Below are 23769 nucleotides of genomic sequence, written 5' to 3'. Positions count from 1 at the left end.
GTTGTATTTTGTAGGTCAAAAGTATTACGATAATCGTATTTATTAGTTAATATTTTGCTAATCCTCCATTAATAATTTATTTTTGCAAGCTGTTTTTAGAATATCTCTAAACACCCTAAAATCTAAAATAAATGACTTCAGAAATAATTACGTCGAAAGACTTAAAAAAGATGGATCCCGTTTTTGGTCAACACTCTTTTGACAATCATGAGCAAATCGTTTTTTGCAATGACAAAGATACTGGTTTAAAAGCTATAATTGGTATCCATAACACAGTTTTAGGACCAGCTTTGGGTGGTACCAGAATGTGGAACTATGCCAACGAGTGGGAAGCATTAAATGATGTTTTACGTCTATCTCGTGGAATGACCTTTAAATCTGCAATCACTGGTTTAAATCTTGGTGGAGGTAAAGCCGTAATCATTGGTGATGCTAAAACCCAGAAAACACCAGAGTTAATGAAACGCTTTGGCGAATTTGTTCACTCTTTAAGTGGTAAATACATTACGGCAGAAGATGTAGGTATGGCAACTGAAGATATGGATACAGTAAGAGAAGTAACTCCATACGTAACTGGTATATCGCAAAGTAAAGGAGGAGCAGGTAATCCTTCGCCAATAACAGCTTACGGTGTTTTTATGGGAATGAAAGCTGCTGCTAAGTTTCAATTTGGTTCAGACATTTTAGAAGATAGAACCGTTTTTGTGCAAGGTATTGGTAATGTAGGTGAAGGACTAGTTGAGCACTTAATGAATGAAGGTGCAAATGTAACCATTACAGATATTAGCCAAGAGCGATTAGAAGAAGTACGAGACAAATATGGTGTTAAGATTTATAGTGGAAACGATATCTATAGCGAAGAAATGGATATCTATGCACCTTGCGCATTAGGAGCAACCATTAACGACGATACCATTTATAAACTGAAAGCTAAAATTGTGGCAGGTGCAGCAAATAATCAGTTAGCAGAAGAAGTAAAACACGGATTAATTTTAAAAGAACGTGGCATTGTATATGCACCAGATTTTTTAATTAATGCAGGCGGAATTATTAACGTTTACGCTGAGTTAGAGAATTACGGAAGACAAGAAATTATGCGTAAAACTGAGAATATTTACAACACTACGTTAGAAATTTTAGACAATTCTAAAGTAAACAATCTTACAACACATAATGCAGCTATGAATATTGCCAAAGAGCGTATTGAAGCTAGAAAGAAAGAAAATTTAAAATAGTCTTAATATAATTCTGAAATAAAAATTAAATAATATTACTTTTGCAAGGTGAATCGGTAACAGATTCACCTTTTTTTAATAACTAAAAATTAAAGCGAGTTCTTACACATGCTAAACAGAAGACACATTAGAATAAAAGTTATGCAATCTATGTATGCTTTTAAAGGAACCGAAAGTGATGATTTACAAAAAGAACAAAGGTTCTTAACTCACAGTTTAGATAATATGTATGATTTGTACCTATCGGTTTTAGCTTTACTCTCAGAACTACATAAAAAGAGTAAAGATTATAATGAAAAAATTCAGAACAAAATTGTAAAAACCGAAGCTGATAAAAATCTAAGTTTAAAATTTCAAGAAAATCAATTATTACATCTTATTAGTAGTAATACCTTATTACAGGAGGCAATCTCTAATAGAAAGCTGAATTTTTGGCATTTAGATTTTGAATATGTAGATATCCTTTTTAAGGAGATTTTAAAAAGTGATTTGTATAAATTTTATACAACTGAAGACGAAACTAGTTTTAAAAAAGACAAGCATTTTATAATTGATGTATTCACCGAAATTATAGCACCTAATGAAAAGCTTTTTGATTTTTTTGAAGATAAAAAATTAACTTGGGTAGATGATTTACCTGTAGTGAATACAGCAATCCTCAGAATTTTAAGAAAACTTAAATTAACTTCTCCAGAAGCCGCTTTATTACCAGAATTGTATAAGGATGAAGAAGATTTAGAATTTGCAAAAGAATTATTGCAAAAAACATTTCTTAATAACTCTAAATTTGGTGAAGAAATTTCGGCTAAAACTACCAATTGGGATAGTGAACGTTTAGCAAGTTTAGATGGTGTTATTTTAAAAATGGCATTATGCGAATTTCAAAAGTTTCCGTCAATACCTCACAAAGTAACTATTAATGAGTATTTAGAAATTGCTAAAGAGTATTCTACTCCCAAAAGTAGTCTGTTTATAAATGGAATTTTAGACAAAATTGTAAAAGAATACCAAGCAAGTAATTTACATCTAAAAACAGGCAGAGGATTAATGTAAGTTTTTAGAGATTTGACAAATTCTTGGATTAAACTACATATTTAGAGCGTGGATTCGTACAAAAATGTGTTAACAAGAACTTAAAAATTTTAATTCAATAAAATAATCATTAACTTCGACGGCTTAATAAATATTTTAAATTTTAAAAAAAATAATAATGAAAAAAGTAATTCTAGGTCTTAGTGCATTATGCATGGTAGCATTTACTTCTTGTAAAGAAGATGCTGCAAGTAAAATTAAAACAGAAAATGTTGCTGTAGCTGCAGAAAGAGATGCCAACGCAGGTGATTTTCCGGTTATAACTTTAGATAAAAAAGAGCACGACTTTGGTACTATAGAAAATGGAACACCAGTAGAAACAACTTTTAAGTATACTAATACAGGTAATTCAATGTTGGTAGTAAGTAATATTAAATCTACTTGCGGTTGTACAGTACCTTCTAACTGGACAAAAGAAGTTGCACCTGGAGAAACTGGTGAATTTTCTGTAAAGTTTAATGGAAAAGGAAATGGAAAAGTTTCTAAGTCTATTACAATGACAACAAATACAGAGACTGGTAAAGAAATGGTTAAAATTACAGCACAGATTGCTCAAGACCCAAATGCACCAGCTAAAGCGGCTCCAGCAGGTAAGGCTACAATTAATCCATTATCGGTAAATAATACAAGCCCTGTAAAATCTAGTACGCAACCAGGACACGAAGGTCATAATCACGATTAATTATTTAAATTTACTAAATGGAATCATTAGGGTCGTTTTTACCGTTTATCGCCATTTTTGCAGTGATGTATTTCTTTATGATTGCACCACAAATGAAACGTACTAAACAAGAAAAAAAGTTTGCCGCAGAATTAAAACGTGGAGACCGTATTGTTACAAAAAGTGGAATGCACGGAAAAGTTGTAGAGTTAAATGATAAAGATCATTCTTGTGTGATTGAAACGTTAGCCGGAAAAATTAAATTTGACCGTTCTGCAATTTCAATGGAAATGAGTAATAAATTAAATACGCCAGCTACTAAAAAGTAAGCTAAAGCATAGTATAATATTTAAAAAGACTGTTCTTAAATGAACAGTCTTTTTTGTTTTTTAACGACGTATTTTTTAATCTCTAATCAATCTAATCATCAACCAATATATTTATCATTTAAACCTTTTTTTGAGGTTATCATTGGTATAATTTTATCTAGTCGCTTTTGTTTGGTTGAATCTCGTTTTGCTTCAGATATATACGTGCAGTATTCACGTTGTTTAGAAGGGGAGAGCTCTTTAAAAGTGCTTTTAAGTAAACTATTAGTTTTAAAAGTTGATTTTAATGCATCCGGAATTTCCACTGACTTCGGTTTACGTTGTGGTTTTAATACGCGCCCTAATTGTTGATTTTTTATTGCTTCTTTTACATAGGTTAAGATTACTGCTTCATTAATGTCTGTAGCAGAATTAAACCGCATTTGCCGCATAGCTTTGGTTTTGTTTTCTTGTGCATTAAAAAGCAATTGCTTATCGTCTTTTAAAAATACACCTTGATGAAACCAAATGCAAAAATGATTTTTAAATGCACCAAGACCTAAAACGTTTTTACCTTTTAAACAATACGTTGGCATATGCCATTTTATAGTTTCTTTTAATTCAGTTGAATTAATAATATTTCGTAGTATTTTAATTTCTTTAGAAAAGTGAGGGTTTTCTTCGATGTATTCCTCTACGTTATTAATTTTTTTCATGGTAAAAAGTAGTATTCTTTCAACTTTATAATTAATGTTTCACTACCTTTTTAGTATATGTTGTTTCAGAGGTGGTGACTTCAATGATATAAGTTCCTGAAGGATATGTTTCGGTGTTAATTTCAATAACGTTAATATTATTATTGTTTGTTTTGGTAAGCAATACTTTACCCGATAAATCATAAATAATTACTTTTTTTAAAGCATCACTTTCAATACTTATTTTAGACATTGTTGGATTAGGATAGATAAATATATCAGGTATTTTTTCGGAAGAAATTTGGTTAATAGATAACACCGTTCCATCTGTTGCCAAACGTTGAAACCATATATTTAATTCACCATCTCTTGGATCTCCCCAAGCTGCGTATAGAATATCATCTTGAGTTTTTATAGACATAAAATCATTTCCGGCATGTTCTAAATCTGTGTCAAAAGACACTAATTGATTGGTGATTTGAAAATTTGGTGAAAATTCCGTTGCTGTATGACTTCTATACGATGCCCAAATTTCTGATGGATTTTGAAAAGTACCATCTGTTCCATTTCTACGATCTCGCCAGCTAATAACTAAATCGCCATCTGAGTCAAAATCACCCCAAATTAAATCTTGCATTCGATTATTACCAATTGGATCATCATTAATTCGTGTTGGTGTGGTCCAATTAACGCCAGCATTAAGAGATTCAATTAAAAAAACGTCTAAATCGCCAAGTTCTGCACTTAAGTATATATAGGCTAAATGACTAGCATTAGATGGGTTGCAGAGTAATAGACTTGCTTTTTTTGCATACGAATAATTACCAATATTGGTTGGAGTTGTGTGCGTTATTGTTGTGTTATAGGTAAAAGTAGAACCTGCATCAATTGACGTTGCTAAAAAAGCTTGAGCATATAGACTTTGCGTTAACACAAATGATGGATAAACACCGTAAAAAATACCATTAGAACTTACAGCAGGAGAACACATAGGTAAGGGGTTAATACTGCCTGCTAACCACCCAACAGCATCAATGTATGTGGTTGTAAAACTATTACCAGAATCGTTTGAAATAGATAAATAAGGATTAAAACTTGGGTTGTCTCTATTGAGATTCATGGTAGTAACATAAATGTTACCACTATTAACACTAGCTGATTTATCAATGACCATCCATGGTCTATCAATTGGCCATTTTGTTCCGTCGTAATTGGTATTAATAACTTCAGTAGGAGTATTCCATGTTAAGCCTCCATCAGTAGACTTACTTACATAAACTCCACCAGTTACAGGAGCTTCTGTTCCTGTAAAATCAATATAACAAACAAAGACTTCTCCATTTTGATTAAAATCTATTGATGGGTCAGCAGAAGTGTATCCACTAACAGTATGTGGTAATTCTGAGGTTGTACTCCATGTTTCTCCACCATCAAAACTCGATTTTATTTTAATTTTAAACTTATTTGATAAGTTAACCCAACCCATCCATGCTACTACGATGTGCTGTGAGTTAAAAGGATTAATAGACAAGTAAGGTTCTCCATCAAAAATAACACCATTAGATAAGTTTTGATTTTGACCGTAACTTGCTAATAAATAAACTGTGAATATAATGGTTATTGTATGCTTAAATTTTATTTTTTTTAAATCCATAACAAAAATTTAATTTTTAAACGACTACTATGTTTCAATATACAATTTGTAAACCTTTTATGTTTTTTAAGTTATGCTGTTCGTAAAATTTTTTCCATTTTTCTGCCTCGTGCTAATTCATCCACTAGTTTATCTAAATATCTGGTTTCTCTTGTTAATTGTGTTTCAATATCTTCTATTCTATAACCACAAATTACACCTTTAATGAGATGGGCGTTAGGATGTAAAGTTGCATTTTCAAAAAAGGTTTTAAACGTAACTTTAGTATCTATAAGTTCTTGAAGTTTAATTTCATTATAACCCGTTAACCATTCAATAACTTCATGTAATTCTGCTAAAGTTCTTCCTTTCTTTTGAATTTTTGAAATATAATGAGGATATACTGAAGCAAAGGTTAATTTAGCTACACGATCATCGTGTTCTGGTGTTGTAGTACTCATAGGTTTCGGTTTAAATTAAATAAGAGGTTTAAAATTACGTACAAAAAAATAAGCAGCAAACTAAAATAATTTTTAATTCGCTGCTTATTAGTAATATGAGTAAGGTGTATTTATTTTTTTAAAGCCGTTATCTCTGCAATTTTTACAATAACTTCAATGGCTTTTTGTATACTTTCTACTGGTACATACTCATAACGACCATGGAAGTTATGCCCACCTGCAAAAATGTTAGGGCATGGCAAACCCATATAAGAAAGTTGAGAACCATCGGTTCCGCCTCTAATAGCTTTTATTAGTGGAGTAACACCAACAGCTTTCATAGCTTCTTCTGCAATGTCTACAATATGCATTACAGGCTCCACTTTTTCTTTCATGTTGAAGTATTGGTCCTTCAGTTCTAACGTAAAAACTTCGCTTTCATAGGTGGTATTTAAATCATCAACTATCTTTTGCATTAAAGCTTTGCGTGCTTCAAATTTTGTTTTGTCGTGATCTCTTATTATATATTGAAGGGTAGTTTGTTCAACTTCACCTTCTATATGATGTAAATGAAAAAAACCTTCATAGCCTTCCGTATGTTCTGGTGTCTCTAATCTTGGTAAGGCGTTTATAAATTCAGAAGCATAATACATTGAGTTAATCATTTTGCCTTTTGCATAACCAGGATGTACAATTTTACCTTTTACAGTAATTTTTGCACCAGCAGCATTAAAGTTTTCATATTCTAGCTCGCCAACTTGGCTGCCATCCATGGTATATGCCCATTCTGCACCAAATTTTTCTACATCAAATTTGTGAGCGCCTCTACCAATTTCTTCATCTGGTGTAAAACCAACTTTAATGGTTCCGTGTTTAATTTCAGGATGATTAATAAGGTATTCCATGGCTGTAACAATTTCGGTAATTCCGGCTTTGTCATCTGCACCCAAAAGGGTAGTGCCATCTGTTGTAATTAACGTTTGACCTTTGTACATTAATAAATCTTCAAAATAATCTGGAGATAAAACGATGTTCTGTTCAGCATTAAGAATAATGTCTTTACCATCATAATTCTCAATTATTTGAGGTTTTATGTTAGCACCAGTAAAATCTGGAGACGTATCAAAATGCGAAATAAAACCAATTGTAGGTACTTCATGGTCTACATTACTAGGTAAAGTTGCCATTATGTAAGCATTGTCGTCTATGGTAACATCACTTAAGCCAATAGCTTTTAGTTCTTCAACTAATTTATTAGCTAAATCCCATTGTTTTTCTGTACTTGGTGTGGTGTGAGAATTTGGGTCAGATTCTGTATCTATAGTGATATAACTTATAAAGCGATCTATAATATGCTGCATAAATTTTTTATTAAAGTTTAAAAGTTATAACAGGTAGTTTAGTGTGGTTTACAACATCTTCAGAAATACTTCCGCCAAAGAAATGACTTAAACCAGTTCTACCATGCGTTATCATAGACAAAGCATCTGCATTTTCTCTTTTTGCATAGCTAAGAATACCATCTTCTACATTGTGATCAGAAATTCTATCAATATTTAATTCTGATGCATCAAGATTTGCAATTTCTAAAAATTTGGCAATCTTATCATCTATTTCATCAGTACTTAAAAATCCTAAAGTAGGAGCATTAATATGTAGTAAGGTAATTTTTTCACCTAATTTAGACAGCAACTTAATAGCTTCTTTTACGGAAGGACCACTTTCTTCTGAGAAATCGCATGCTAAAACAATATGATTAAAATCTACAGATGTTAATGGCGATTTTACAACTAAAACAGGTGTTTCACTATATCTCACAACTTTTTCAGTGTTAGATCCAGTAAAAATACCGTCATGATCACTATGACCTCTAGAACCCATTACAATAATATCTGCATCTTCTTCCTTGGCAACTAAAGCTACCTCTTTTAAAACTTTATGGTATTTAACTAAAGGTGTAACATTAATATTTTCTAAAAATGGTTTGTCTAAGAATGCTTCAAACTTTTTATTGGCAACCATAAGCATAAATGCATTTTCTTCACCACGTTTATCACTACTAGATGATAGAATAGATTCAGACATCTCTAACATATGCATAACTATTAATTCTGATTGATGCTGTTTTGCTAATGCAGCTGCTGTTTCTAAAGCATATTCAGAATACTCAGAGAAATCTACTGGGACAATAATTTTTTTCATGATTGTAATTTTATTTTGATTAGTTTTTCAAAGTTAATTAAATTAAAAAGTTAATAAAATGATATTGGACAGTTTATGATAAAATTATTACTTCATTAATAAAGAAGATGTGTATTTTTGCATTGCAAAATCTATGCTATGTATAAAGCTATTATTAGACCCATTTTATTCTGTTTTGATCCAGAGAAAGTCCATTACTTTACTTTTTCTTTAATTAGAAACTTATCTAAAATTCCTGGAATTAAAAGTTTATTTAAAAGCTTATACGTAATTAACGACAAACGATTAGAACGAGAATTATTTGGGTTAACATTTAAAAACCCGGTTGGTTTAGCAGCAGGATTTGATAAAAATGCGGTTTTATATAATGATTTAGCAAACTTTGGTTTTGGTTTTATTGAAATTGGTACTGTTACACCTAAAGCTCAAGAAGGAAACCCTAAGCAACGTTTGTTTCGATTAAAAGCAGATAAAGGTATTATTAACCGAATGGGTTTTAATAATGAAGGTTTAGAAGCGGCTATTTCCCAACTTAAAAAAAATAAAGGACAACTTATAATAGGAGGAAACATTGGTAAAAATACCCAAACGTTACCAGAGGATTATACTAAAGATTACTTAGAGTGTTTTAACGCATTGCATCCTTATGTAGATTATTTTGTTTTGAATGTAAGTTGTCCTAATGTAGGAAGCCATGCCAAATTAAACGATAAGGATTATTTATTAGAGTTGATCTCTAGTGTTCAGAAAGCAAATTCAACATTTTCAAAACAAAAGCCAATTCTTCTTAAAATAGCACCAGATTTAAATAATGTGCAGTTAGATGAAATTATTGAACTTATTGCAGAAACTAATTTAGATGGCGTTATTGCTAGTAACACCTCTACTGACAGAACAGGCTTAAAAGCTTCGACGCAACAATTAGAAGCTATTGGTAATGGAGGTTTAAGCGGACAACCCATAAAATCAAAATCTACCAAAGTAATTAAGTACTTAGCAGATAAAAGCAATAAAGCATTTCCTATTATAGGTGTTGGAGGTATACACTCTGCTGAAGATGCGTTAGAAAAAATTAATGCAGGAGCAGATTTGGTACAGGTTTATACAGGATTTATTTATGAAGGACCTACTTTGATAAAACGCATTAATAAAGCGTTGTTGAAATAAATTATTTTATTCTTAGTATTCTTATTTGAGTTTAGATATTCTTATATCATTTGCATTGGCTACATCTGTTTTGGCTATTTCACCAGGACCAGATAATATATACGTGTTAGTACAAAGTATAAGTAACGGTAAATCTTATGGTATGGCAACCGTTTGTGGTTTAATTACAGGTTGTATAGTACATACTACATTATTGGCATTTGGTGTTTCTGCCATAATACGTGCCAATGAAAATCTGTTTTTTACTATTAAATTTTTAGGTGCTTGTTACTTGCTTTACTTAGCATATAAGGTTTTTAAATCTGATGCTAGTATTAGTTTAAAGGCAGAAAATGTGCCTAAAAAAAGTTTGAAACAATTATTTGTGCAAGGTTTTTTTATGAATGTACTCAATCCTAAAGTAACCATTTTCTTTTTGGCCTTCTTTCCTGGTTTTTTGTTTAGTGAGACCATGAGTACTGTCATTCAATTTTATATCTTAGGAGGCATTTTTATGCTGGTATCGTTTTTGGTTTTTTCTTCAATTGCTTTGTTGGCAGGTCAAATAAAAAGTTATACCCTAAACCATAATAATTCTGGGTTAATTTTAAAATGGCTGCAGATTGTTGTATTTATTGGTATTGCGGTTTTTATATTAACTTAGTAAAATGCTAAAATTTAATTTTCTACCTAAGTTCTCATTAATTATTGTTACCTCTTTTATTCTATTTATTATAATTGGAACACTCACTCATGAATTTGGACACATAGCAGTAGCAAAATATTTTGGTTACGATACCACATTAGACTATGGTAGTATTAATTATTATAGAAACGGTTATTTGGAAGATGAAAATTTAAAGGAGATAAATCAGTTTGTAGATAAGTATGATTATAATAATTACAATAATTGGCCAGCTGAAGTAAAGTCTAAAGTTGAAGAATTAAGCCTGTTATTAGAAAAAAAATATCCTCCAATTAAAGAAAGTCATACCATTTTGATAACCATTGGAGGACCAGCACAAACACTTATGACAAGTTGTATAGGATTACTTATATTATTTGTACGACGAAAAAAATGGAAACAAGCTTTTGAGTTAATTGACTGGCTTGCCGTTTTTATGGCATTATTTGCATTACGTGAAATCTTTAATTTTGTAAGTGCCTCACACAGTTCATTACTTTATGATAAGTTGAATTTTTATGGTGATGAATTTAGAATTTCGAGATATTTAGGATTTAATGATTGGATAATACCTATAATAACTGTAATCATAGGATTTGCGATTTCGTGTTATGTGGTTTTTAAGATTATTCCTTTAAAATTTAGATTTACCTTTATTATTTCCGGATTAATAGGTGGAATTTTAGGTTATTCTATCTGGTTTGGGTTTTTAGGTGCTGCATTTTTCAATTCAAAAATTGGCTTTTAAATCAGTATACTTAACCGTATATTTGAACCAATGAATAAACCTGTTAAAATTATAGAATGTCCTAGAGATGCTATGCAAGGTATTAAGGCATTTATACCAACCGAAAAGAAGGTACAATATATTCAATCTTTACTAAGAGTTGGTTTTGATACTATAGATTTTGGAAGTTTTGTATCTCCAAAAGCCATTCCGCAAATGGTAGATACGGCGGAGGTTTTAGCGCAATTAGATTTAAGTAAAACAGTGAGTAAGTTATTAGCTATTATTGCTAATACAAGAGGTGCAGTAGATGCTTCAAAACATGCAGAGATTGACTATTTAGGTTTTCCATTTTCTATTTCAGAGAATTTTCAAATGCGGAATACGCACAAAACTATTGCACAATCTGTAGTTACACTTTCTGAGATTTTAGAAATTGCAGATAAGAATAATAAGCAAGTTGTAGTGTATATTTCTATGGGATTTGGTAATCCGTATGGTGATCCTTGGAATGTAGATATCGTAGGTGAGTGGACAGAGCGCTTATCTAAAATGGGTGTAAAAATCCTGTCTTTAAGCGATACCATTGGTAGTTCAGATGCCGAGAATATTGATTATTTGTTTTCAAATTTAATTCCTGCCTATTCCAAGATAGAATTTGGAGCGCATTTGCATACCACACCAACCACGTGGTTTGAAAAAATTGATGCAGCCTACAATGCTGGTTGTCTTAGATTTGATGGAGCTATACAAGGCTATGGTGGTTGCCCAATGGCAAAAGATGATTTAACAGGAAACATGCCAACGGAAAAAATGTTGTCTTACTTCACACAGAAAAAAGCACACAATCTTAATGCCATGTGTTTTGAAAGTTCTCACAATGAGGCTACTAAAATTTTCTCAACGTATCATTAGTAATTTATTTCTTATCTAGTAGGTGAACGTGCCTGTAGTAGTTTTTTCATTTCGTTTTAATTCTTAACCATATATTCTATTTAAAATTAATCTAAATAAAATTTGCAGAATTGATGTTCTGTTATACATTTGTAATTTCAGACAAAGTAATTCATATCAAGTCTAAATAAGAATAATTAATCAACCAAAAATGAAAAAAATTGTATTAAGTTTATTAGTAGTCGGAGCTATTTTAACCTCATGTTCTAGCGATGATGACAATGGAACAACAGAACCGCAAGTAGAAGCGCCAGCAACCTATCAATTTGAAAGAAATGGAATAACCACTGTAAATTACGGAGGACAAACAACACGTATAGAAATGGGTGAGGAGTTGGTGTCAGCACTCAGTGATGCAAGTAAATCTGAAGCTGAGTTAGATGGTATGTTTACAAATACAGGAGATTATTTTTCTACAAGTGAATTAAACACCTCAGGAAAAGATATTAGAAGTAAAACAGCAGCCTCAACAGATTATTTTTCTGCTAATACTACAGATGCTACGGCTATAAAGGCACAATTTGATGCATGGATTGCTAGTCAAGTGAGTGAAGTGTTTCCTAATTGGAACACAGATGCTGTTGCTGGTACAGCAGGAAAAATACAAGAAGCAGGCGGTGGCTCAACGCGTTATGTTAGTGCAAAAGGAGTAGAGTTTAATCAAGCAATTACTAAAGGTCTAATTGGTGGTTTAATGGCAGACCAAATCCTTAATAATTACTTAAGTACAGCAGTTTTAGATGCCGGTAATAATGTAGAAGACAATGATAATGATGTCTTAGATGGTACTAATAACTATACTACTATGGAGCATAAATGGGACGAAGCCTTTGGTTATTTATATGGAGTGGATGATGCATTAGCACCACAATTAAATGTAGATAGTTTTCTAAATAAATATTTATCTCGTGTAGAAGGCGATGATGATTTTGCAGGCATAGCACAAGACATCTATGATGCCTTTAAATTAGGGCGAGCAGCAATTGTTGCTAAAAACTATGAGGTAAGAGATGAGCAAGCGGCAATTATCAGAGAAAAAATATCAATAGTTATAGGAGTTAGAGCCGTATATTACTTGCAAGCAGGTAAGGCTGGTTTAGGATCAGATTATGCATCTGTATTCCACGATTTATCAGAAGGTTTAGGTTTTGTTTATAGTTTACAATTTACACGTCAACCAGGAACAGATGTACCATATTTGTCAAAAACTGAAGTAGATGCTTTTATGTCAGAACTTTTAGAAGGTAATGGATTTTGGGACGTAACCACAGAAACTTTAGACAGTATTTCAGAAGATATTGCCGATCGTTTTAGCTTTACTGTAACTGAAGCAGCAAGCTAAACGTTAAATAATTAAACTAAAATTTTAAAGCATAAGTTTTCATTAGGTTGAAAGCTTATGCTTATTTATCTTTGCACCCGAAAAAGAAAAATACAGATGTTAAAAAAAATTATACTTTTTGTAATTGTTGTTATAGCTATTTCGTGTAGTTCATCAGACGATAATGGAAGCTCTAATAATGATGATGGTTTTGACAGAACTGCATTGCTTACTAATGTGGCTGATAATATTATCATGCCAGCATTTCAAGATTTACAATCTAAACTAGCTTCTGTAGATGCGGCCACAACCAGTTTTATAACTGATAAGTCTACGGCTAATTTAGATGCTTTAAGCGACGCTTGGTTAGAAGCGTATAAAGTTTGGCAACATGTACAAATTTATAATTTAGGCGAAGCAGATAATTTAGGTGGAGGAGAAAGAGGCTTTGTAAGTTTCTTTAATATTTATCCTGTAACTGTGGCTGATATTGAAAATGCAGTAAACACTGGAAGTTATGATTTAAATACTGCTAATTATCATGATGCTCAAGGGTTTCCGGCTTTAGATTTTTTAATTCATGGTGTAGCAACTAATGATACTTTACCTTTAGATAAATTTACTACAAATAGCGATTTTGAAGGTTTTACTACCTATTTAACAGATGTAGTTAATCAAATGATAACCTTAAATACTGCGATAATTAATAACTGGGAATCGAGTTTTAGAAGTACATTTATTGCTAATACAGATAGTGGCGTTAATGGGTCTTTTAATAAGTTAGCTAATGATATTGTTTATTCTTATGAGAAAGATTTTAGAGCTCAAAAAATAGGAATTCCTGCAGGTATTTTCTCTAATGGTGGTACACTTCCAGAAACCGTTGAGGCATTTTATAAAAAGGATGTTTCAAAAGAATTAAGTTTAGAGGCATTATCAGGAATTGAGAATTTATTTAATGGCATACCATATAATAGTGTAAGTTCTATTAGCGGCTCATCTTTTAGTGTGTATTTAGAATTTTTAGACCGAGAAGATTTAGTTACTGAAATTAATAATCAGTTTGCCGCAGGACGAAATGCTATTAACAGTCTTAATGATGATTATACGCAACAGTTAAGTGATAACAGTATTCAAATGACAGCTGCTTATGATATTATTCAAGCTGCCGTACCAAAATTAAAAGTTGATATGAAACAAGCTTTAAATTTTGTTATTGATTATGTAGATGGTGATGGCGATTAATTGATTATAAAAAACTAACCAAAGAGGTTGTCTAATGGCAACCTCTTTTTGTATTTAAAATTAAATGCTTGCAAAATTAAAATTGTATTTAGACTCTAATACAAATGCAGCGCCTTTGGCTGTGTTTAGGATTGGGTTTGGTGTTATGATGTTAGCAAGCATTATTAGATTTTGGAGCTTGGGTTGGATAGATAAATTGTACCTGCAACCAAAATTTCAGTTTTCTTACTACGGTTTTCAATGGGTAAAACCTATTGGTAGCTATACATATTTGCTATTTGCTTTATGTGGTCTAGCGGCTCTTTTTATTCTTATTGGTTTTAAATACAGAATAGCAATTATTACCTTCTTTCTGAGTTTTACGTACATTGAGTTAATGGATAAAACCACCTATCTCAATCACTATTATTTTATAAGTGTACTCAGTTTTTTAATGTGCTTTTTGCCTGCAAATGCTTATTTTTCTGTAGATGCATATCTAAAAAAGACACACTATAAGCAAATCCCAAAATGGACTATAGATATCATCAAACTGTTACTCGGAACAGTTTATTTTTATGCAGGCTTAGCAAAACTAAATAGCGATTGGTTGTTTAAAGCTATGCCTCTAAAAATTTGGTTGCCCTCTAAGTATGATATTCCTATTATTGGTCAAACCCTAATGCACAAAGAGTGGTTTCACTTTGCCATGAGTTGGTCTGGTATGTTATATGATTTGGCAATACCATTTTTATTGCTCTATAAGAAAACGAGAACACTAGCCTTTGTATTGGTGGTTATTTTTCATGTGTTTACAAGGATATTGTTTCCAATTGGCATGTTTCCGTATATCATGATAATCTCGACATTAATATTCTTTGATGCTAATGTTCACGAGAAAATTCTTAATGTATTTAGAGGTGTAATACAATCTTTAAAATTGAAAACTCGTAGGTTGAGCGAACAGTCTTATTTCTATTCAAAAAGAAAAATTATCATTCCAATATTAGCTTTGTTTTTTGTAGTTCAACTTGTGTTCCCTTGGCGATATGTATTGTATCCTAATGAGTTGTTTTGGACAGAGGAAGGCTATAGATTTTCATGGCGCGTAATGCTTATGGAAAAAGCAGGCTACGCTAATTTCAAAATTGTAAATAGCGAAACAAAAGATTTTTTCTATGTAGATAATCTCGATTTTTTAACGCCATTTCAAGAAAAACAAATGAGCTTTCAACCCGATTTTATTTTGGAATACGCTCACTATCTAGGCGATCATTTTAAAAGTCAAGGTCATCAAAATGTTCAGGTATTTGTAGATTGTTTTGTAGCATTAAACGGAAGACTGAGTCAGCCTTATATTGACCCAAATGTAGATTTATACCAAGAGAAAGAATCATTTAAACATAAAAACTGGATACTACCATTCAATGATGAAATTAAAGGTTTATAACACATTATTACTTGTATTAATTACAATTTCTGCGGCTTTAGCTCAAAGTAAAGTTTCGGGATTTGTAACATCACAAGAATCTAACACAGCATTATCTAATGTTGAAATATTTGAAAAAGCTTCTGGCTTGTTAGCTAAGACTGATAATAAAGGCTATTTTGAATTTACAACTACCAAACAAAAAATAACATTAGTGTTCTTTTCTTATGAATTTCAAGTAGAGGAAGTTGTTGTTTCGGTAAATGGAGACACAACTGTAAATCAATCCCTTGTAGCTTTAGGAGAACAACTTACAGCTGTAGAAATTACAGCTCGAAAAGCCAAAGTTTTTGAATTGAGTAGATTAAATGATGTTGAAGAAACAGCCATTTACGCAGGCAAGAAAACAGAAGTGATTTTAGTTGGCCAATCTATGGCGAATTTAGCTTCTAATAATGCTAGACAAATATATAGTCAAGTGGCAGGATTAAATATCTTTCAGAATGATGATGCAGGCTTGCAATTAAATATAGGAGGTAGAGGTTTAGACCCAAACCGAACGTCTAACTTTAACACTAGACAAAATGGTTATGATATTAGTGCAGATGTTTTAGGATATCCAGAGAGTTATTACACTCCACCTGCTGAAGCGTTAGAGCAAATTCAAGTGGTAAGAGGTGCAGCATCTTTACAGTATGGAACACAATTTGGAGGGCTTATTAATTTTATATTTAAAAAGCCAAACCCTAATAAAACTATTGAATTTATTACCAGAAACACCTTTGGAAGCAACGGATTGTATACCAACTTTACAAGTCTAAGTGGTACTAAAGAAAAGTTCAGTTATTATACCTATTTCAATTATAAAAAAGGCGATGGATTTAGACCAAACTCTGAATTTGAATCTAAAAATGCCTTTATGCATTTGGGCTATCAATTGTTTAATAAAACAAAGCTTTCTGGCGAATTAACATACATGCGCTATTTAGCACAGCAAGCAGGTGGTTTAAGTGATGCTATGTTTAATGAAGACGCATTTCAAAGTAATAGAACCCGAAATTGGTTTCAGGTAGATTGGTTACTTTATAGTTTTAAAATAGCGCATGAGTTTTCTGAAAATACCAACTTTACATTCAACTTTTTTGGATTAGATGCAGAACGAAATGCTTTAGGTTTTAGAACCAACAGACAGGATATTCCTGATAATTTTGAAGAGCGCGACTTAATAATAGGCGAGTATAACAATTTTGGTTTTGAAGCAAGACTATTAAATAAATATAAGTTCTTCGGAAAAGAAGCCACAGCGCTTATAGGAACAAAATTCTATAAAGCAGATAATACTTCAATACAAGGGCCAGGTTCTGATGGAATCGGTCCAGATTTCCAATTACAATTAGAAGACTATCCAAATTATGAAAACCAATCTAACTTTAGTAACCCTAATCTTAATGTGGCTGTTTTTGGTGAGAATATTTTTTATTTAAATGATAAATGGTCAGTTACACCAGGATTTAGATTAGAGTATATAAAAACAGAAAGTGATGGTTATTCTAAACGTATTAACTTAGATGGAGCAGGCAACGTTATTCTTAATGAAACAGAGTTTTCCGATGAGCTAAACGAACGTTCTTTTGTGTTATTTGGCTTAGGCACAAGTTACAAGCCAAATGAAAATGTAGAGTTTTATGCTAATGCTTCACAGAATTACAGGTCAGTAACCTTTTCTGATATTAATTTAGTTAATCCTAATTTTAGTGTAAGACCTTTAGAAGATGAAACAGGATTAACAGGAGATTTAGGTTTTAGAGGTAATTATAAAGGCATGGTTTCTTTTGATATTAGCGCCTTTAGTTTGTTCTACAACGATAGAATTGGTATTACATTAGAAGTACAAAATGATAATAGTGTTAGAAAAGTAAGAGATAATATAGGAGATGCGTTTATTTTTGGTTTAGAATCTTTAATTGATTTTAATTTAAATAAACTCTTTATAGATAGCAGTAAGTATAGATTTAACTATTTTATAAATACATCTTTGATTCATTCAGAATATACAAAGTCTGAAGAAACAGGCATAGAAGGGAACCAGGTAGAATTTGTACCGCAACTTAACTTAAAGACTGGATTAAAGTTCGGGTATCAAAATTTTCAAACCAGTGTGCAATACACTTATATTTCTGACCAATTTTCTGATGCACCAAACTCAGGGAGTGATCCACTAGGAAGCTCTGGTATTATTGGTTTAATACCAGAATATGATATTTTAGACTTTTCTCTATCGTATCAATACAAACAATTTAAACTAGAGACAGGTATCAATAACCTTTTAAATAACACTTATTTTACACGGCGCGCAACCGGTTATCCAGGTCCTGGAATATTACCATCGCCACCGAGAAATTGGTATGCAACTTTAGAAATTAAAATTTAATCGCCATCTGTATCTGTAGTTGTAATAACAATAGATAAAATACTTCTTACATCTACAGCAAAAAGAATACGCAATTCTTCAAGTTTAGAATGTAAGTCTTCTACTAAGTCGTGGTTTTGCTCTACAGCTTCGTTTAGTGGAATTGTAATAGCATTAAGCGCAACATAGATTTCGTTGATTTTGTTTTGTATAGCATCATTTAAATCGGTTGTATTTGTAATAGAAAATACATAATCATCTACACCAATACCTTCAAGGTTAAAATAAGCTGTTTCTACACTCTCAATACTCGCTTGTACAAGCGCTTTTGAAGTTTCACTATAATACGCTTGGGTAAGTTCTGGGTTTATAACTTGAGAATTTTCTAAACCAGCAGGTTTACCAACCTTAGTTGTTTTGGTAACATCTAAAGCATTATGTATGCCGTTATAGTATTGGTTAAAGGAACCTTGAATTCCAGAATCATCACTGTTAATAAACGTTGTTGCATAATTTTCACCAGTAGTAGACCATATATCTTGAAGTTTCTCAGCTCTAGATGTTAAATAAGCAGCAGATAAACTAAGGTAATTACGTCTTTTTTCAGAATCTATAAAGCTAGTGTTTGTTGTTGCTTCATCTTCTGCAAACAATAGATATTCTATAGCTGCAAGTGATTTTGCTTGAGCACTAATTGTTGCCATAAACGCCTCGTCTATAGTATCATTATCTGATATAAAAAATTCTATGGCACCTTCTACTGTTGGCCAATTGTAGATTGACGTGTGTATAAATTGGTCTCTAGCACTGCCTATGTGATGTACATAAGTTTTTTCATAAGCAATAGCAGTCAGTTGCCATTCATTTCTTGCAATTTCTAAATTAGAAGTTGTAGGATTATCAATGTAATTATGTATAGCTATTTCAAAAGAATTACTAGCATTTACAAATGCGTCTATTGAAGGTATTATCTGTTGGTTAGTTAAATCTTCTAATAGAGTGTTAACTTTAAATCCATCGTTAGAGTCGTCATTACTATTACAATTAAAACATAAGAGTAATGAAAAGGTTAAAATGAATGATAGTTTTTTCATGATAATTATAATGAGTTCACAAAGTCAATAACGTTTTGACGTTCTGCTTCTGTTAAATTTTTAAATGCATTTTTAATTGTTTCAGCTTCACCACCATGCCAAAGTATAGCTTCTTCTACATTACGTGCTCTGCCATCATGCAGTAAAAAAGTATGGTCGTTAACAGTAGAAATGAGGCCAATTCCCCAAAGTGGTTGTGTGCGCCATTCATTTCCATTGGCATCAAAATCTGGCCTGTTATCTGCTAAATCGTCTCCCATATCATGTAATAAAAAGTCTGAATATGGTCTTATAGTAACATTTTCTAAAAGTGAACTTACCGCAGAAGTCCCTGTAGTTTGGTTTATAGCATGGCAAGTAATACAATTTAACGCGTTAAAAAGGACTTTTCCTTTTAATACGGATTCTTCTGTAACGTTACGTCTATTAGGTACTGCTAATGTAGATTGGTAAAATAAAACGCGTTCTAATTGTTCATCTGTAACTTCTGGTTCTCCTCCATTAGGCGCATCGATACAATCTTGTTGAGGTGAAGGACAAATTGTTTCCGGAAAAAGAGACGTTGTTAAACCCATATCGCCACTCATAGCGCCTGCAATTTGTTGTTTTAACGTAGGCATATTGGCTTTCCAACCATATTTTCCAATTTTATCAGTTTCAGTCTCTACATCGTATACGTAATTAGGTTTACCTGAAATACCATCATTGTCAGCATCAAATTCATCAGCAAACTGCAATATTTCACTATCTGGTAAGGCGCTTACAAGACCTAAACCAATAGTTTGTTGTGCTACTCTTGGAGACATTTGTACACCTGCTAAACTCCCAAATTGTTCATCTGAAAAAGAATAAATAGGTTTTTGTAATTGGTAAGTAGTGCCATCTGCGTATTCTCCATTAATGTATTCATAGGTAACATTAACTTTAGCTTCATACGGAATATCATTATTAGCTCTATCTTGTAGTTGCGTTCCGTAATTAGGAACAGGATTATTATTGCCATAAATATCTTGTCCTGGCATACTAATTCGCATTAAAAAACCATCTGAATTTTGGCCATTAACCAAAGGACCACCTCGTCCATCTTTAAAATGACATCCAGCACAAGCTCTCGCATTAAAAGTAGGACCTAGTCCATCTCTTGCTGTGGTAGAAGCTGGTGCGGACACCCAATTTTGATTAAATAAAGAATTACCTGTAGAGAATTGTCCGATTTCGGTAAAAGATAAGCCATCAATTTCAAAACCAAATGCATTGGCACTAGTACTATTAACACCTAATGTTCCTGTTAAATACTCTTCACCTTCTTCGTAAAGGTCTCCTACAGATGAGTAATTATCATCTTCAGATTTACAAGAAGTAAGTCCGATTGTAATAGCTAATAAAAATATCAATTGTGTGTATCTCTTAAACAAAATCTAAAAGGTTTTAAAATGGATAAATCCCAAAGCGCAAAGCTCGGGATTTATCCATGTATACTAAAATAAATATTTAAAATATATTAGTTAAGGTTAATACCAATTACAGATGCTGATGCACTAATTTCATCTGCTAATGTAAATAAAGCTTCAACAGCTTGCATTACAGGACCAGAAAGGTCATCAGAAGTTTCTTGAGTAATTAGATAATCAAAAGGAAGTGCATTATCACCAATAATATTAATTTTTGTCATGGCATCAGTGGCAGCAGTTTGTAAAGCTAATGCTTGTGCAGCGTCTGCTTGGTTTACTAAATCGTAAAAAGAAGCACCTTCAATAGATCCGTAAGACCCATAAATAACATTAATTACACCTTGTGCATTAGCATAAACATCTCTGTTTGTATTATCAGAAAAACAAGAATGTTCATCTTCTTGTCCACTTGCATCAATACCGTCAGTAGAGTCAACAGGCGCAATCATACGCTCAGAACTTAACTCATCACCAGCAATAAAGAAAGCACCATTTATAGCTTGTTGTAAAGCAGTATCAGTATCTAAACTTTCAAAAACAGTTCTGTAAGTTCCACCTTCTGCCCATGTATTTACTAGATCTAATAAGTCACCAACTAATAAATCTGTAGAAACTGTTAAATATAATGCTCTTCTGTCTGCATTATCAGCAGTAGTGTAATCTGTATAAGAACGCTGACCAGCTAAATAATCTGCAGGTACTGTATTATCTTGTCCCCAAAGTAAAAACTCAATAGCGTGCCATCCTGTGCTAATAGATTTATCATCGACACCTTCATTTAATCCAGCAATTGTAGCTTCGTCTATGGTAATACTTGTATCACCAATAATACTTCCGTAATCTCCAGCGTAATCTTCTGTTCCTGTAGCTACATAATCAATATAACTTTCGTCAATTGGCCAAGCATTCATTTGTCCTTCTGTACCTAAAGACCAAGCGTCTGATTCTGTATCAACAGGACCATTGGCTTCTCTGTAAACCTCAGTTTGTCCGTAAGGCTCTCTAGCGTCTAACCACGCATCTTTGGCAGCTGTAAATGTAGCTTCAGAAGGGTTGGCAACAAAGGCTTCAATAGCAGTTTGCATTGTAACTGCTGCATTATAACTATCTAAATAAGATTGGTATACCATATCTGCATAGTTAGACACAACAGCTGATTTTGAAACATCGTTGTTACTGCTGTTGTTATCGTCATCACTTGAACAAGCGAAAACTAAACTAAGAGATAAGGCTAATAATAAAATTGAATTTCTTTTCATTTTAAATATGATTGTTAGTGTTTAAAACGGCAAATCTATTTTTAATAGTTTAGAAAAACAACTTTATTTAGACTAAATTTAAATAATGTGTTAATAATGAAATTTTGTTTCAAATTTTTGCTAAATATTAAATTCTTAGGCGCTTATGTTATCGTTTCATTAATGTGGCTATTATGTCAAAAAAAAGCGTAAATTTGCACGCAATTATATCTTAATTGCCATGACAGCACACGAAAATAAAATACTTGGAGAAGGTCTTACTTACGATGACGTACTCTTAGTCCCAGCTTTTTCTGAAGTTCTTCCTCGAGAAGTTAATATTCAATCAAAATTCACTAAAAACATAACCATAAATGTTCCCATAATTTCTGCAGCTATGGATACGGTTACAGAAAGTAAAATGGCAATTGCCATGGCACAAGAAGGAGGCATAGGTGTGTTACACAAAAACATGACTATTGAGCAGCAAGCTGATAAAGTGCGTAGAGTAAAACGTGCAGAAAGCGGAATGATTATAGATCCTGTAACATTACCACTAACAGCTACTGTTTTTGATGCCAAATCTAATATGGCAGAACATAGTATTGGTGGTATACCAATTGTAGATGAAAACGGAAAGCTTACAGGTATTGTTACCAATAGAGATTTACGTTTTGAGCATGAGAATGCAAAACCTATAGTTGAAGTAATGACTAAAGAGAATTTAGTTACTGCTGCCGTTGGGACGTCTTTAAAAGATGCTGAAAAAATTCTTCAACAGAATAAAATTGAAAAATTACTTATTGTTGATGATAATTTTATTTTAAAAGGATTAATTACATTTAGAGACATCACCAAGGTTACACAGAAGCCAAATGCAAATAAAGATTCTTACGGAAGATTACGTGTTGCAGCTGCCATTGGTGTTACTGGTGATGCGGTAGAAAGAGCATCTGCATTAGTAAATGCAGGTGTAGATGCTGTAATTATAGATACAGCACACGGACACACCAAAGGTGTGGTTATGGTACTAAAAGAAATAAAGAAGAAATTTCCAAAGTTAGACGTTATTGTAGGAAACATTGCAACTGGTGAAGCCGCTAAATATTTAGTAGAAGCTGGTGCAGATGCTGTAAAAGTTGGTATTGGTCCAGGTTCTATTTGTACAACTAGAGTAGTGGCAGGTGTTGGATTCCCACAATTTTCTGCAGTTTTAGAAGTTGCTGCAGCTATAAAAGGAACTGGTGTCCCAGTTATTGCTGATGGTGGAATTCGCTATACAGGTGATATTCCTAAAGCTATTGCAGCTGGCGCAGATACAGTTATGCTAGGTTCACTTTTAGCAGGTACAAAAGAAAGTCCTGGTGAAACTATTATTTACGAAGGACGAAAATTTAAGTCTTATAGAGGTATGGGTTCTGTAGAAGCCATGAAACAAGGAAGTAAAGATCGTTACTTTCAGGATGTTGAAGATGATATTAAAAAATTAGTGCCAGAAGGTATTGTAGGTCGTGTGCCATATAAAGGTGAATTAGTAGAAAGTATTCATCAATTTGTAGGTGGACTAAGAGCCGGAATGGGTTACTGTGGTGCAAAAGATGTTGCTACCTTAAAAGAGAATGGACGCTTTGTAAAAATTACTAGTTCTGGTATTAACGAAAGCCACCCTCACGATGTTACTATTACAAAGGAAGCTCCTAATTATTCGCGTTAATAATTTAGATTTAATTATATAAAATTGAAACAGCATCTTTAAGGTGCTGTTTTTTTATGCTTTAATTTGAAGTGTACCTTTACCAAAGTGATTTTATCTTAACATCCAAA

21 protein-coding genes are annotated in these 23769 nt (G+C 32.4%); 13 read left to right on the top strand and 8 right to left on the bottom strand.

What is annotated here, in order from left to right:
• Window positions 1–131 precede the first annotated feature (131 nt).
• The 4 genes from GN138_RS15265 (at window position 132) to yajC (ending at window position 3317) form a co-directional block, all read left to right on the top strand.
• Window positions 132–1235, top strand: coding sequence for a Glu/Leu/Phe/Val family dehydrogenase (locus tag GN138_RS15265; RefSeq protein ID WP_157364861.1), 1104 nt, complete (start codon window positions 132–134; stop codon window positions 1233–1235).
• 141 nt (window positions 1236–1376) lie between these two features.
• Window positions 1377–2288: a transcription antitermination factor NusB gene (nusB, locus tag GN138_RS15260; RefSeq protein ID WP_157364860.1), complete on the top strand. Its 912-nt coding sequence runs from the start codon at window positions 1377–1379 to the stop codon at window positions 2286–2288.
• Window positions 2289–2445: 157 nt separating this feature from the next.
• Window positions 2446–3009, top strand: coding sequence for a DUF1573 domain-containing protein (locus tag GN138_RS15255; protein WP_157364859.1), 564 nt, complete (start codon window positions 2446–2448; stop codon window positions 3007–3009).
• Between the two features lie 17 nt (window positions 3010–3026).
• A complete protein-coding gene (yajC, locus tag GN138_RS15250) occupies window positions 3027–3317 on the top strand; it encodes a preprotein translocase subunit YajC (RefSeq protein ID WP_157364858.1) in 291 nt (96 codons plus the stop codon).
• Between the two features lie 98 nt (window positions 3318–3415).
• Here yajC and GN138_RS15245 read toward each other — a convergent pair whose 3' ends face one another.
• The 5 genes from GN138_RS15245 to GN138_RS15225 all read right to left on the bottom strand — a co-directional run bounded on the left by GN138_RS15245 (window position 3416) and on the right by GN138_RS15225 (window position 8266).
• The gene (locus GN138_RS15245) at window positions 3416–4012 is read right to left on the bottom strand and encodes a YdeI/OmpD-associated family protein (RefSeq protein ID WP_157364857.1); all 597 of its coding nucleotides are present in this window, start codon (window positions 4010–4012) and stop codon (window positions 3416–3418) included.
• 31 nt (window positions 4013–4043) lie between these two features.
• Window positions 4044–5645, bottom strand: a complete 1602-nt coding sequence (locus tag GN138_RS15240; protein ID WP_157364856.1) for a T9SS type A sorting domain-containing protein — start codon at window positions 5643–5645, stop codon at window positions 4044–4046.
• 71 nt (window positions 5646–5716) lie between these two features.
• Window positions 5717–6085: a DUF2200 domain-containing protein gene (locus GN138_RS15235; protein WP_157364855.1), complete on the bottom strand. Its 369-nt coding sequence runs from the start codon at window positions 6083–6085 to the stop codon at window positions 5717–5719.
• Window positions 6086–6195: 110 nt separating this feature from the next.
• A complete protein-coding gene (pepT, locus tag GN138_RS15230) occupies window positions 6196–7425 on the bottom strand; it encodes a peptidase T (protein WP_157364854.1) in 1230 nt (409 codons plus the stop codon).
• Window positions 7426–7435: 10 nt separating this feature from the next.
• Complete coding sequence (locus GN138_RS15225) at window positions 7436–8266, bottom strand: universal stress protein (RefSeq protein ID WP_157364853.1); 831 nt, start codon at window positions 8264–8266, stop codon at window positions 7436–7438.
• 138 nt (window positions 8267–8404) lie between these two features.
• On the opposite strand from GN138_RS15225, the gene GN138_RS15220 reads away from it, so the two are divergent.
• The 8 genes from GN138_RS15220 to GN138_RS15185 all read left to right on the top strand — a co-directional run bounded on the left by GN138_RS15220 (window position 8405) and on the right by GN138_RS15185 (window position 18183).
• Complete coding sequence (locus GN138_RS15220) at window positions 8405–9433, top strand: quinone-dependent dihydroorotate dehydrogenase (RefSeq protein WP_157364852.1); 1029 nt, start codon at window positions 8405–8407, stop codon at window positions 9431–9433.
• Between the two features lie 25 nt (window positions 9434–9458).
• Window positions 9459–10076, top strand: coding sequence for a LysE family translocator (locus GN138_RS15215; RefSeq protein WP_157364851.1), 618 nt, complete (start codon window positions 9459–9461; stop codon window positions 10074–10076).
• 4 nt (window positions 10077–10080) lie between these two features.
• Entirely contained in the window at window positions 10081–10845 is a 765-nt protein-coding gene (locus GN138_RS15210; RefSeq protein WP_157364850.1) for a hypothetical protein, read from the top strand.
• A 30-nt stretch (window positions 10846–10875) separates the two neighbouring features.
• Window positions 10876–11739 carry a hydroxymethylglutaryl-CoA lyase gene (locus GN138_RS15205; RefSeq protein WP_157364849.1) on the top strand — a complete coding sequence of 288 codons (864 nt, stop codon included), beginning with the start codon at window positions 10876–10878 and terminating at the stop codon, window positions 11737–11739.
• A gap of 190 nt (window positions 11740–11929) precedes the next feature.
• Window positions 11930–13120: a DUF4856 domain-containing protein gene (locus GN138_RS15200; protein WP_157364848.1), complete on the top strand. Its 1191-nt coding sequence runs from the start codon at window positions 11930–11932 to the stop codon at window positions 13118–13120.
• 96 nt (window positions 13121–13216) lie between these two features.
• Window positions 13217–14344 carry an imelysin family protein gene (locus GN138_RS15195; protein WP_197429363.1) on the top strand — a complete coding sequence of 376 codons (1128 nt, stop codon included), beginning with the start codon at window positions 13217–13219 and terminating at the stop codon, window positions 14342–14344.
• 64 nt (window positions 14345–14408) lie between these two features.
• Window positions 14409–15773: an HTTM domain-containing protein gene (locus GN138_RS15190; protein WP_157364846.1), complete on the top strand. Its 1365-nt coding sequence runs from the start codon at window positions 14409–14411 to the stop codon at window positions 15771–15773.
• The gene (locus GN138_RS15185; protein WP_157364874.1) at window positions 15754–18183 is read left to right on the top strand and encodes a TonB-dependent receptor domain-containing protein; all 2430 of its coding nucleotides are present in this window, start codon (window positions 15754–15756) and stop codon (window positions 18181–18183) included. The genes GN138_RS15190 and GN138_RS15185 overlap by 20 nt, the downstream gene beginning before the upstream one ends.
• Here the strand turns inward: GN138_RS15185 and GN138_RS15180 are convergent.
• The 3 genes from GN138_RS15180 to GN138_RS15170 form a co-directional block, all read right to left on the bottom strand.
• Window positions 18180–19256 (bottom strand): imelysin family protein, encoded by a 1077-nt coding sequence (locus GN138_RS15180; RefSeq protein ID WP_157364845.1) that lies wholly within the window; start codon window positions 19254–19256, stop codon window positions 18180–18182. The two genes, GN138_RS15185 and GN138_RS15180, sit on opposite strands and share 4 nt — an antisense overlap.
• Window positions 19257–19261: 5 nt before the next feature.
• Window positions 19262–20650 (bottom strand): di-heme oxidoreductase family protein, encoded by a 1389-nt coding sequence (locus tag GN138_RS15175; RefSeq protein WP_157364844.1) that lies wholly within the window; start codon window positions 20648–20650, stop codon window positions 19262–19264.
• A gap of 107 nt (window positions 20651–20757) precedes the next feature.
• Window positions 20758–21966: an imelysin family protein gene (locus GN138_RS15170; RefSeq protein ID WP_157364843.1), complete on the bottom strand. Its 1209-nt coding sequence runs from the start codon at window positions 21964–21966 to the stop codon at window positions 20758–20760.
• 220 nt (window positions 21967–22186) lie between these two features.
• Between GN138_RS15170 and guaB the strand changes: the two genes are divergently transcribed.
• A complete protein-coding gene (gene guaB / locus GN138_RS15165) occupies window positions 22187–23659 on the top strand; it encodes an IMP dehydrogenase (RefSeq protein ID WP_157364842.1) in 1473 nt (490 codons plus the stop codon).
• The last annotated feature ends 110 nt before the right edge of the window (window positions 23660–23769 follow it).

This window comes from Winogradskyella endarachnes (assembly GCF_009741275.1).
GTDB classification, from domain to species: Bacteria; Bacteroidota; Bacteroidia; order Flavobacteriales; family Flavobacteriaceae; genus Winogradskyella; species Winogradskyella endarachnes.
Note: the sequence above shows the minus strand (reverse complement) of the source record. Positions and strands in the feature narration are given on the sequence as shown.